Here is a 12,627-nt window from a genome sequence, read left to right on the forward strand (position 1 = left end):
AAGTGGTGTGAGCCATTAAGCTAACTTGTACTAATTACCCGTGAGGCTTAACCATACAACGCCAAACGCGTTTTATGCGACAGTTTAGACAGAAGTTAATATGACTAAAGTAGATATTACTTAGAAAGACTTAAAAAATATTATCAGATATTTTCCAAATTCAGTTAGTGCGTAGAAATACGGATTAACGCCCAAATTTGCTTGGTGACAATAGCGTTTTGGACCCACCTGATCCCATGCCGAACTCAGTAGTGAAACGAAACAGCGCCGATGATAGTGTAGCATTTGCTATGTGAAAGTAGGACATTACCAGGCTTCAAATTGTAGAAAGCCCGAATCTAACGATTCGGGCTTTTTTACGTCTGCAGAAAAATAAAATGCGCGCAATTAATAGACACTCACATCAACATCCATCACGTAGGCCGGGCGAGCGTAGTGACTCCTGGCGCTAAAGTTATGTTTAATCACACCAAAAGCCCTCAATATCTCTGCACGCCGATAAGTATGTAGCATTTCACAGTGACTTTTTACCGCTGTGGGCACTCCGACATTCTACTGTGTAGGGCACCGACTTCAAATTGTAGAAAGCCCGAGTCTAACGATTTTGGTTTTTTTACGTCTGCAGAAAAGTGAAAACGCGCAATTAACACACACTCACAGCAACACCCATCACGTAGGTCGGGCGGGCGTAGTGACTCCTGACGCTAAAATTATGTTTAATCACTCAATATCTCTGCACGCCGATAAGTATGTAGCATTTCACTGTTGTCCTTTACCGTTGTGTATAATAGCTTCTATTGCGTAGCGCACCGACTTCACATTGTAGAAAGTCTGTATCTAACAATTTGGGCTTTTTTGCGTCTATAGAAAGGAAAATATGAGTGAATAATATCGATATAAAATATATAAGCAGATTGGTATTACATAAAAAGTATGAGAACCTCATAAATTAAAGTTATTTTTAAATTAATGGTATGAGTCAATGACTAGCCATTAACAAACTACTGACTTAACTTGTTTATGAAGGCAATGAATACTAATATAATTTCATGACTATATAACTAAAATTTTTTGAGTTAGTTGTTTTAAAATTATCACCAATAATGATTGTGAGCTGTAACTAAATGCACTATGAAACATTTTTAGATGACTCTACTTCGCTAGTTGAATTTACACGTATTTACTTAGCTATTTTTTATACTTTTGTTGCGGGGTTTTATACATTTAGAATTATTTATAAAAATAGAAACACACCATCTGGCGTTGTTTATCCAGGAGATAAGTTTTGTTCTAGTTGGTGGAACCATATGGTTTTTAAGTTTTTCAGAGCTGCTATTTGGTTTGTATGTGTAGTGAGAGTGTTTGTACCTGAGTTAGATAGTTATTTGGGTCTGTTTTCGATATTTAATGGCTGGCCAGGAGTATTGTTTGGCGATATTTTATTAAGTGCGGGTTTTATTTTGACGATGTTTGTACATTTCCATATGTCTGAGCTTTGGCGATCAGGAATTGATCCTAAAGGACCGCATGAGCTTAAAACCTCTGGGTTATATGAATATTCTAGAAATCCGATGTATTTAGGTATCGTAGCAGCACAAGTAGGTTTCTTTTTAGCCTTACCTAGTATATTTAGTTTGATCTGCTTAGTGGTTGGTTTAATTGCTATATATAGACAAACTTTAGTTGAGGAAGCTCATTTGACCCATCGTTTTTCTACACAATATAAAGAGTATAAATTACTTGTCCCTCGCTGGTTATAGCTTGAGGTAAGGCTATAAGTATATTGAATGTAAATTAAGAGTTATGGGGTTTTCTATGTTGAATTGTAAAAGGTTCACACGATAGACAAAAATTAGATCACTTCTTTTTGTTCTATGTATTTTCCCATAAACTCTTTTTTAGAAATAGCCTTTGAAAAGAAGTAGCCCTGAATATAATCACAAGCAAGATGCTTTAATAGGTTGTATTGTTTTTGTGTCTCAACGCCTTCAGCAACAACCATAACATCTAGGTTGTGCGCCATGGTAATAATAGCTTTAACTAGAGCAATACTATTATCATTTGATTCAATATCTTTAATGAATGAACGATCTATTTTTAATATATCTATGTCTAAGCGCTGTAAATATGCAAGCGAAGAGTATCCAACACCAAAGTCGTCAATGGCTATGTCTAAATTAATTGTACTTAAGCGTTTTAACTGTTGTTGTATTGAGGAGTCTGGGTCCATTAATGTATTTTCTGTAACTTCAATTAAAATAGTATTTGCGGGAAGTTGGTATTTTTTGCTTGCGGTAATCCAATCATCCACCCAGCAACCAGCACGATCAATTTCAAGAGGTGATGTGTTCACACTTATTTGAATCGTTTTCTCACTCAAAATATTAAATTGGACGGTATCTTGAATTGCTTGAGATTTAACCCATTGCCCTATTCCGTTTATTAATCCATTTTTTTCTGCTACAGGTATAAATTCATTTGGTCCTATTAGACCCCGCGTAGGGTGATTCCAACGTATAAGGGCTTCAGCTTTTGGTACTGATTTTCCATCAATTGAAAAAATAGGTTGGTAATATAATTCAAATTGATTTTGAATGATTGCAATACGTATCTCTTCTATTAAACGACGCTTTTCTGTAGCTTTTTCTTCAATGGCATAAGAAAAGAACTCATAGCGATTACGCCCTTTATTCTTAGACAAGTACATTGCTTGATCAGCACGTTTAACGAGCTCTTCTACTGTTAAGCCATCAGCTGGGAAAAACGTTAAACCTATACTTGCTGTAACATACACTGTTTCTTTTTTTATTTTTATACTTTGCATTAAGCTGTTTTTTACAACTTCGGCAATTTTTGATGCCTCATCTGAACTACTTACGCCCTCTAAAATCAACGTAAATTCGTCTCCGCCTAAACGAGCTACTGTATCTTTACTTGTTAAACAGCTTTGAAGTCTGGTTCCTACTTGGTGTAATAGTAAATCGCCGTAGTCATGGCCAAGGCTATCGTTTACCTCTTTAAAACCATCTAAATCGATAAATATAAGGGCGAATTTCATTCCTTCAACACTTACTAAGCTTTGTAGTTTCTCGTAAAAATACCGTCTATTTGGTAAATCGGTTAACCCGTCTTGGTAAGCATACTGTTGCAGCTGAGAATTTGCATTTTCAAGTTCGTTAGTGCGAAGCCTTACTTGATTTTCTAACGAATTTTCCCTTTGCTCAATATTGTGCAGCATATCGTTAAAACAAGAAGTAAGTTGTCCCACTTCATCTTGAGATAATAGCTTGGCACGTAAGCTGTAATCATGTGATGTTGTTATTTTATTAGCCGTTTGCGCTAAATACAGTATTGGATTTAAAAATCGGCGTCTGAGTAATAAAGACAAAAGTAAACTTACTGCAAACGTAAAAGCCATTAAAATTAAAATAAACTTAATATAAAAAGTAATTCTATCTCTAATATAGCTGTCATTTGCACGTATTTGTAGGTCTCCATAATGGTTAGTGTCGAGCGTTAGAGGGGTATTTACTTCAATACTATGTTCAACCTCCATTGCTTCTGATTTAGCTATTGCTAATTGTTTTCCAGCCTTATTATTTACAGCTACGCTAATAACATCAGATCGAATCAGTATTGGATTAATAAGCTCCTGAATAGCTTCTATATCATCAAACATAAGTGCTGTTGTTATATTTGGGGAGAGCATCTTTGAGAGAGAATCTAAGCTTTCTATTTGGTCTTCTTTGGCACTTGTAATTTCATAAGCACTGAATACAAGAGTAACAGTTGCAGTAGAAACAAGTGCCACGCTCATTAGGATGAATAACAATTTTTTGCTTATTGTATTTAGTGCAAATAATTTCTTCATTGCATTACCTATCTACAACGCGGGCAAGGCGTAGTACTTTTGAACTCATAGTAATGCCTGCATCTTTAAGTTGCTTTGGCGCAATTTCAAAGCGAATTTTTCCACTTGATAGAAAAAATCGGATATGACCACCGCTTTGAATAAATACATCGGTTTCACCTACTACCATTATATTATTTTGCATTAAAGGTTTTGCAATGTTCCAAGCCTCTACAGTATCGGATGTAATGAATAGCATGTTGCATTTTGTACTAGCTAATTCCTCGAATGAAATAAATTTACTACGAAGTGGTAAGTCCTGAATTGTTCTGTTTTTCAAAGCAACGTTTGCTATATCAATGAAGTTTTGGTCTGGGCTACATAAAATAAATGCTTTTTGTTCACTCAACGAAGTATGCCATTGCCCAAATCTAGCGAAGTTATATAAAAAGCCTGCTTTTAACATATATTCTTTTTCCATAGCATAACTGTTCGTACTAAGTGAAAGTACAAAAAGTATTATAAGGCTATGAAATGATCGTTTAAATTTCAGCATTTATTAACTTAAAATGTCGCTTTAATAGTAAAGGTAATACATTCATCAATATAGTTAGGTATTGTGTAAGTTTCGCGAGTATTTCCATATTCTATATGAGAACCCGCAAATAAATTTTTACCTGAAAGCGCCGTTGACCACTTTGGATTGATTTGATAGTTCCAAGTAAGATCTAGAGTTGTGTAGCTATCGGTATTGTAAGCATCAGAATTTTCTACGCGCAATGTCGCAAATATATTATGGTTCTTAAGTAGTGTGTAATTGGCTTTAGCAAATAGCTGCCTATTCGTTGAATCAAACCCAATGGAGGGGGTTGTGCCTACTGGTAAGTCGTAATCAATCCTTGTGTAGCTGTAACCAAGTTCTGTACTTAGTGTATTTAAAGGGTGCCATGAAATAACAGCATCAAGGCCATTAGTCGTTGTTGCCCCTACAGATACTAAATCTAAATCAATTTGTGTTGTTGTGAGTGCTAAGGCCGCTTGCTGAAATTGCCCTGCTTGAAAAAAAGCGAGAGCGGGCAAAAACTGATCTGCGTGCGTATTTAAATTAATGACTGCAACGTGCTTAGCATCAGTATGAAAAGTCGAGAAGTCCACTGACCATTTTTCATCTGTAAATCGGTAGCCTAATTCGTAGGATGTATAATTTTCTGATTTAACGTCATCGTTACCATTTAAAAATGTAGCAATACGATACTCGTCAATTGCTGTTACGCCAGTGCTTGAGCCTAACGCTTCGATAACTTTAGTACCGTTTACTGTAAAGTTATCATTAAACTCGATAAGGGTGGGTGTTCGTACACTTCTTGATAGTGCGCTCCATACTAAATGGTTTTCAATTGGTTTATACACGAGTCTTGCAGATGGTTGGTTTTCCCATCCAGTTAAATCATTATGATCGAATTTAGTGCCAATTATAAAGTCTAGTGTATTTGGAATGAAGTTATATTGAGCCTGAATAAGCCCGCCATATTGCTGTAAGCTATCAAGGTCTTTATCGCTGTCTAAAAACACGCTTTTTTCAAAAGAAATACTATTGTATCGATAACTCAACCCCCAATCTAATTGTAGGGACTGATAAATAAAGTTCATTTGATAATCTATATCAATAGATTCAAAATCTTCCTTTATATATTTTTGAGAACCGTTTTGTTTAAGCCAAGAGACTTGTAACATTTGATTGGCATCAGGCGAGATTCGATTTTCTAAGCGAGCCATAACGCGAGAGTCTGTTCTTTCTAAGCCGTCTGAGAAAGAAATGTTTTCATTAGTATCATCAATCACACCGCGATAATTTTGTCCTAAATCAGAATGAGTAATAGTACCTTGAAACAATCCTGACCATTCATCATTAGGCGTAAAGTCAGCTCGGATACCAAATGATTGTTGTTTTGTAGTGTCACTAGGTGTCAGTGAAACACCTTTTTTGGATTCATTGGCATCTTTTAAGTGGCCATAAACACGGTAACTGCCGATGTTACTTATATCACCACCGTAGCGAAGATTTGCATCTGCATTTATTTGATTACCAGTTGTTACACTGGCGTATCCTCCGCGAGTATCAATACTGTTTTTAGTAATTATATTAATAACGCCATTATTTGCGTTACTACCCCAAAGTAGTCCGCCTTGCCCGCGTATTACTTCAATGCGTTCAATATCGTATAAAGGAACATTTAGCGTTTCCCAATAGACTGCGGCAAATTTAGGTGTATATAAACTTTGCCCGTCAATCATTACTAACAGTTTGCTTGAAAAACGAGAAGCAATACCTCTTGAAGAAATAGCCCATTGATTGTTATCAAGCTGACGTACAATTAAACCAGGTACCATTTTAAGGGCTTCGGGAACTGAGGTTGCTCCAGACTTTGTTATTTGCTCTTTGCTAAGCACATAAATTGATGAAGCGGTATCAAATGCTGACTGTGCTCTTTTCATCGCGGAAGTTACTTGCACATCCATACCCATTAAGGCATCAAGATCGAGGTCTTCATCTTCAAACGGCTCAGCCGTTACAAGAGGGCACACAAAAAGTAATGGCCAAAATAAACGTTGTGATATTTTCACCCGAAAGTCTCCTGCGCAATCAAAAAATCAAAAACAATGACTGTTTTTGTAATACATGTGATATCACACAATATTAACATACATTAACAGCGTAAAAGTATAAATGCGATTAAATCAAAATAACTAATGTTGTAGTAGTTAAAAAATTTAACTACGGCCAATAAAACAATAAAAAATACAGTAGATACATTTTATACAAGTACATTTATTAAAGAGTAAAAAAATAGAAGTTACTGAGAGCTATATGGTTATTTACAATTTAAAATTTAGGCTATTTTTGAAGGACTTCAAAGTATTTTGCGGTTATTGATTATTTAACTTTGCATATCATGCTTTTGCAAGAGCGATATTAATTATACGTGCACGATTAATCTAACTTTGTATTAATTATTATTGTAGTTTCAATTACCTTTGCTTTTATTAAAGGTATATAGAATACTTAAATTCGCTTGGTTTTGCTTTAAAGGCACCAGAGTATGATGAAAAATGAATTGATTAATGTAGAAGAAGTACTCGATTTAATGCTTGATGCCGTGTGTGTGGTAGATAAACAAGGCACATTTGTTTTTGTAAGTGCTGCATTTGAGCAAATTTTTGGTTATACAGCCGATGAAGTTGTTGGCAAAAAAATGATTAACTATGTTTATGCCGGCGATCATCATAAAACCCATAACGCAGTAACTTCGCTATTGTCTGGTGACATGGTGAACCCTCGCTTTGAAAATCGTTGGTTGAGAAAAGATGGTGAAGTAGTCCATATACTATGGTCTGTTCGCTGGTCAGAGCAACATCAAGTAAGAATTGCTGTAGCGCACGACATAACCGAGCGTAAAGTAATGGAAGAACAACTACATTACATGGCACGGCACGATGTATTAACAGGTCTGCCTAATCGATCTTTATTGATGGACCAGTTAGAAAAAGTAATTATTAGTGCAACCAGAGACAACACATTTTTTTCCTTACTGTTTATAGACATAAATGGCTTTAAAGCAGTAAACGACACCCACGGACACGAAACTGGCGATAAGCTTTTATGCGCCATTGCAAAAAGGCTCTCAGCATCGGTCAGGCACTACGATACAGTAGGGCGTTTAGGCGGAGATGAATTTTTAATTATTTTAGATAATTTAAGTTCTAGCCACGAAACTGTCAGAATCAAAAATAAAGTCCTCACTGAGTTTAAGGCCGTCTTTAAGTTAGGTGACGTACTATTAAATATTTCACCTAGTATTGGTATTGCAAACTACCCAGAGCACGGTCAAACAGATCACGAACTTATAAAATATGCCGACCAAGCGATGTATAAAAATAAACAACGAGGGTTAGATAACGTAACCTACTTACCTCAGTAACTAAGCTGAACTATCACCTTAGATCAAACAATAGTCAAAACGCCCTTAACTATAATACCTTACTTGCCGCCATATTTTTAATATCGGTTTGCCAGTGCTGCGCTAAAAAGTCGATGAAAGCACGCACTGCCGTTTGCAGATAATTACGTGATAAATAAACTGTCCACAAATTATGTCCAGATGATAATGAAGGCGATTACCGTGTTGGCAGCAATACATATTTTACTAATGACGCAGGCGAGAGCAAAGTTTCGGTCACTGATTACGCAACAGCAATGGTTGATGAAGCGCAAAAAGGAGTGTACGTAAATCAGCATATTAGTATTGCCTACTAACATGATTACTACTCAAAAACGTTTGATTATTTAGATATAACAATACTGGCTCATAAGGCTAAAATAATTTAATCTGAGCGTATTAATTCTTATTAAATTACTTGCCTTATGAGTCTTCTTTTTTCTCTTGCGTTAGCAAGCCTTCCCGCTTTACCTGAGCCAGTTGCGAATAATGCTGTTGCTAAAGTTATAGTACAAAACCAAACCTATTTTTTAAGCTTTATGGGATTAGGCAGCGATAAGCTGCACTCGTCAGTGCATAACAAAGTATGGGCGCTTAAAGTTGGCGATTCACAGTGGCAACCCAAAACTGGTGTGCCTTCAAGCTTGCCATTAAAAGGGCGCTTAGCTAGCACCGCAGTCGGTTTAGGCGAGTACGCCTATGTATTTGGCGGCTATACGGTAGCAGAGGATCATACTGAAGTTTCTAGCCCAGACGTTTATAAGTACGACGTAATAAAAGATACTTACACTCATCTTGCGAGCATGCCAGTACCCGTAGACGATAGCGTAGCGCTGAGCTACAAAGCGCGTTACATTTATCTAATTAGCGGTTGGCATAACGATGGCAACGTAAACTTAGTGCAAGTATACGACACGCAAAATAATACATGGCAACAAGCCTCGCCATTTTTAGGTGAACCCGTGTTTGGTCAGGCAGCTGCAATTAGTGGGAATACCATTGTTATTTGTGATGGCGTTAAAACACAAGCTAACCCAGATTCTCGCCGCTCGTTTACAGGTGTAGCACAGTGCTTAAAAGGCACAATAGATTCAACTAATCCACAAAAAATAGATTGGCGTACGTTGCCTCATCCAACGGGCACCGCTCACTATCGAATGGCAGCTAGCAGCTATAATGGCAATATTTATATGATGGCAGGCTCTAATAACCCATATAACTACAGTGCAATAGGTTACGACGGTAAGCCTGCACCAGCAAGTGATCATGTTTGGCGTTTTAGTGTGGATAAAAACGAATGGCAGGTTTTATCATCGGCTAAAGTAAAAAGTATGGATCACCGTGGTTTACTAGAGCACAAAGGTGTTTTATACCGAGTTGGCGGTATTGATAATAACCAGCAAGTAAGCGCTAACGTACTCAGTTATAAGGCTGAAAAATGAACACCCTTTACATTACCGGCGCAGGAGTAAGCGCAGCCAGTGGCATTCCGACCTTTAGAGGGGAGGACGGTTATTGGACCATAGGCAGTAAAAATTATACGCCTATGGAAATGGCAACACGCGCAATGTATCAAAATGCCCCTAAAGAGTTTTTAGCATGGTATTACCATCGCTTTGCAACGTATCGCAACCACGGCCCAAACGACGTGCATCATTGGCTGAGTAACAAAAACCTAATTACTCAAAACATAGATGGGCTTGATGGCAAAGCAGGTAATAAAAACTACATTGCTATTCATGGCAGGCTTGATCAAATGACCTTATTTCATGAGCAAGGTGATAACGTAACCCCTTTTACCGCTCCGTGGGAAAAGGTCGATGAAAGCTGCTTGCACAACTCTTTATTTGATGTGTTTAATATTCAAAACCAAGCACCTGAGCTTAATTACTCTTTTAAACCCTTTGTTTTATTGTTTGATGAGTACTACACCGAGCTTTATAGAATTAGCGAAGCGCAAAAGCGTATGAGCAACGCCGATAAAATCGTATTTATAGGTACCTCGTTTAGCGTTAACATTACGCAAATGGCAATTGAAATAGCCCGCGATTACAACATTCCCATTGAAGTTGTAGACCCCGAGCCAGCTCATATTTTACACCCCAATGTGAGCTATAAAAAAATGACGGCACTGGAATACATTCAAAACAATTAAAGTAAGCATTTTATGAGCATTTAACGTGCAATATTTAATGTTATTTACAATTTTGCAAAGTTTTTATCTCTCCAGTTATACATGTTGTTCTATAATGAAAGTAATCGCCTTTAAAAACATAATAATATATAAGAGACATAAATGAGTGATTTAACCGCAATAGCCAATTTATCAATATTATTAGTAGAACCTTCAGACGTTCAACAAAAAATAATTATAAAATCGTTATTAGATAGTGGCGTTAAACAAGTAGAAACGACAACCACACAAGAGCAAACATTAGCACTTCTTATTAAATATCAACCAGATTTAGTAATAAGCGCAATGTATTTGGCCGATGGAACAGCCGACACCTTATTGCAAAAAATCAGATCAAACCCAAGCACCGAACATCAACCGTTTATGCTCGTATCAAGCGAGCGAAATAAAAAGTATTTAGAGCAACTACGTCAATCGGGTGTATTAGCCATTTTACCAAAGCCTTTTAGTGCAACCGCTATTACACGCGCTCTTAAAGCCACGCTAGATATAATTAGTGAAGAAGAAGTAGACCTTGAACATTTTGATGTAACATTGCTAAGAGTGCTGGTTGTAGATGACAGCCGCTTTGCGCGTAAACACATTATTCGTGTACTTGCGGGTATGGGAATACCTGCCCCAGTAGAAGCCGAAAATGGTAAAGAAGCTATTGAGCACTTAAACAATCAATCATTCGACTTAATAGTAACCGACTACAACATGCCAGAAATGGACGGGCGAGAACTAACCGAAACCGTTAGAAGCTCAAATAGCTACTCGCATATTCCTATTTTAATGGTGAGCTCAGAAGCCAACGAAACACATTTAGCAAATATAGCCCAAGCAGGGGTCGATGCAATTTGTGATAAACCGTTTGAGCCAGCAACCGTAAAAGATTTACTGTTTAAAATAATGTCTTAAATTATTAACCCAAAGGCTAACGTTAAAACACATTAGCCTAAGTGAATATAATAAAAGCAGCGCTTGTTAAAAGTCGCTGCTTTTATTTTATTGGCTAGGTACGTTATAAAGACTAAACGCCACAAAACATAATATAACTGCAATTGCGGTATCAAATACTCGCCATCTAAATGGTGAACTTAATATGCTTTTAAGTTTAGGTGCAAAAAATACTAAGCTGCTAAACCAAATTATTGAGCCAACACAAGCGCCAAGTGCAAAATGCATTGGGTTTGGTTGTAAAGCGCCAATATTGCCAAGTAATAACACGGTATCTAAATACACATGTGGATTTAACAAACTAATTGCAAAGGCCGAAAGAGCAGTACTCCACCAGCTTACTTTTTCTACTTGGCTTACCTTTAAACCCGAAGTCCCTTTAACTGCTCGCATTGCAGATCCATACGCTAAGTACAATAGCATCGCAATACCGCCCCACGTTAACCAAGGTAGTAAGCCCGGTAATAATTGCTGTAATTCATTTGCTGCAAATACACCTATTAAAATAAGAGTCGCGTCGCAAATAATGCATACCGAGGCTAAAACAAACCGATTAGCGCCAGCCATACATTGGCTTAAAATCCAGATGTTTTGCGCGCCAATAGCAATAATTAAACTTAGTCCCAGAATCACACCCGATAAAAACGACATACTTTAAATCCACTCAATTATTCAATGCCTTGCAGGGTAGGGTGTAATCTGTTACAAATCCAATGAATATATTTAGGGTTATATGCGTAAAACTCATGATTGATTATCAACTACTCAATGCACTGTCGGCGGTTATTAGTGAAGGCGGGTTTGAAAAAGCCTCTAAAAAACTATTTATTACGCAATCGGCAGTAAGTCGGCGAATTCATCAACTCGAAGCCAAACTTGGAGAGCCTGTAATTATTAGAACGCAGCCACCGCGCCCGACCGCTCTTGGCAAGCGTTTACTTAATCATTTACAACAAGTGCTGCAGTTAGAAGTTGCTTTAAACGTAGATGCACTTAACGAACACTCCAGTTTAAATACACCTCTTAGTGTAAAGTTGGCTGCCAATGCTGACTCACTAGCAACATGGTTGCCAGAAGCCCTTGCCATACTAGACACAGAATCTGATTGTAAATTTAGATTTGAAGTGATCTCAGAGGATCAATCCATCGCTCATAAAAGGATGAAAGATGGCGAGGTAATGGTGTGTATCAGCTCATCTCCTGAGCCTGTAAATGGCGGGTTAGCATGCCCATTAGGCGCTATACGCTACAAGGCAATTGCGAGTCCTGACTTTATTAAACAACATAACCTCACTTCGCTTTCGCAATTGGCGCAGCTACCTTGTTTAGTTTTTAGTGAATACGACAAGCTACAGCACCAGTTTTTAGAAGATATTAACGGCTCAACGCCAGAGTATATGCATATATATCCTTCATCAGAGGGATTTAAACAAGCCATGATAGCAGGCCTAGGATATGGCTTATTGCCGACTTTGCAGCTTGGGGATTCCTTGCAAAAAGGGGAGTTAGTTGACTTATTTCCAGAGTATTATATTGATACGCCCTTGTACTGGCATTATTGGCAAAGTGAAAGCCCGCAACTTAAAGCACTGCGTAAGTTTGCAACGCAAGTTGCGGCTAACCGATTAGAACCAATTTAAAGGTGT

Annotated in this window: 10 protein-coding genes, 1 rRNA gene and 1 pseudogene; 7 read left to right on the top strand and 5 right to left on the bottom strand. The window is 37.4% G+C overall.

The genetic code is table 11. The features are described from left to right. Window positions 1–200 precede the first annotated feature (200 nt). Window positions 201–315: ribosomal RNA gene (rrf, locus tag I6E80_RS02745) — 5S ribosomal RNA — on the top strand. 809 nt (window positions 316–1,124) lie between these two features. Beyond that, complete coding sequence (locus I6E80_RS02750) at window positions 1,125–1,760, top strand: isoprenylcysteine carboxylmethyltransferase family protein (RefSeq protein WP_024598455.1); 636 nt, start codon at window positions 1,125–1,127, stop codon at window positions 1,758–1,760. Between the two features lie 92 nt (window positions 1,761–1,852). Here I6E80_RS02750 and I6E80_RS02755 read toward each other — a convergent pair whose 3' ends face one another. The 3 genes from I6E80_RS02755 to I6E80_RS02765 all read right to left on the bottom strand — a co-directional run bounded on the left by I6E80_RS02755 (window position 1,853) and on the right by I6E80_RS02765 (window position 6,475). Continuing rightward, window positions 1,853–3,871 (bottom strand): EAL domain-containing protein, encoded by a 2,019-nt coding sequence (locus I6E80_RS02755; protein ID WP_197184720.1) that lies wholly within the window; start codon window positions 3,869–3,871, stop codon window positions 1,853–1,855. Window positions 3,872–3,875: 4 nt separating this feature from the next. After that, window positions 3,876–4,331, bottom strand: coding sequence for a YfiR family protein (locus I6E80_RS02760; protein ID WP_231616699.1), 456 nt, complete (start codon window positions 4,329–4,331; stop codon window positions 3,876–3,878). An 83-nt stretch (window positions 4,332–4,414) separates the two neighbouring features. Continuing rightward, entirely contained in the window at window positions 4,415–6,475 is a 2,061-nt protein-coding gene (locus tag I6E80_RS02765) for a TonB-dependent siderophore receptor (RefSeq protein WP_197184721.1), read from the bottom strand. A 476-nt stretch (window positions 6,476–6,951) separates the two neighbouring features. Here I6E80_RS02765 and I6E80_RS02770 point away from each other — a divergent pair, with 476 nt between their 5' ends. Continuing rightward, window positions 6,952–7,830 (top strand): sensor domain-containing diguanylate cyclase, encoded by an 879-nt coding sequence (locus tag I6E80_RS02770; RefSeq protein WP_197184722.1) that lies wholly within the window; start codon window positions 6,952–6,954, stop codon window positions 7,828–7,830. A gap of 49 nt (window positions 7,831–7,879) precedes the next feature. Here I6E80_RS02770 and I6E80_RS02775 read toward each other — a convergent pair. Beyond that, a pseudogene (locus tag I6E80_RS02775) lies at window positions 7,880–7,999 on the bottom strand (LysR family transcriptional regulator); the annotation flags it as partial. Window positions 8,000–8,273: 274 nt separating this feature from the next. On the opposite strand from I6E80_RS02775, the gene I6E80_RS02780 reads away from it, so the two are divergent. The 3 genes from I6E80_RS02780 (at window position 8,274) to I6E80_RS02790 (ending at window position 10,942) form a co-directional block, all read left to right on the top strand. Continuing rightward, a complete protein-coding gene (locus I6E80_RS02780) occupies window positions 8,274–9,290 on the top strand; it encodes a kelch repeat-containing protein (protein WP_197184723.1) in 1,017 nt (338 codons plus the stop codon). Next, complete coding sequence (locus I6E80_RS02785) at window positions 9,287–10,003, top strand: Sir2 family NAD-dependent protein deacetylase (RefSeq protein WP_197184724.1); 717 nt, start codon at window positions 9,287–9,289, stop codon at window positions 10,001–10,003. The genes I6E80_RS02780 and I6E80_RS02785 overlap by 4 nt, the downstream gene beginning before the upstream one ends. A gap of 141 nt (window positions 10,004–10,144) precedes the next feature. Further along, window positions 10,145–10,942 carry a response regulator gene (locus I6E80_RS02790; RefSeq protein ID WP_197184725.1) on the top strand — a complete coding sequence of 266 codons (798 nt, stop codon included), beginning with the start codon at window positions 10,145–10,147 and terminating at the stop codon, window positions 10,940–10,942. 87 nt (window positions 10,943–11,029) lie between these two features. On the opposite strand, the gene I6E80_RS02795 is transcribed toward I6E80_RS02790, so the two are convergent. Further along, complete coding sequence (locus tag I6E80_RS02795) at window positions 11,030–11,632, bottom strand: LysE/ArgO family amino acid transporter (protein ID WP_197184726.1); 603 nt, start codon at window positions 11,630–11,632, stop codon at window positions 11,030–11,032. 95 nt (window positions 11,633–11,727) lie between these two features. On the opposite strand from I6E80_RS02795, the gene I6E80_RS02800 reads away from it, so the two are divergent. Then, window positions 11,728–12,621, top strand: coding sequence for a LysR family transcriptional regulator ArgP (locus tag I6E80_RS02800; RefSeq protein ID WP_197184727.1), 894 nt, complete (start codon window positions 11,728–11,730; stop codon window positions 12,619–12,621). Window positions 12,622–12,627 lie beyond the last annotated feature (6 nt).

Origin of the sequence: Pseudoalteromonas sp. NSLLW218 (assembly GCF_015864775.1) — a bacterium.
In the GTDB taxonomy this organism is placed as follows: domain Bacteria; phylum Pseudomonadota; class Gammaproteobacteria; order Enterobacterales; family Alteromonadaceae; genus Pseudoalteromonas.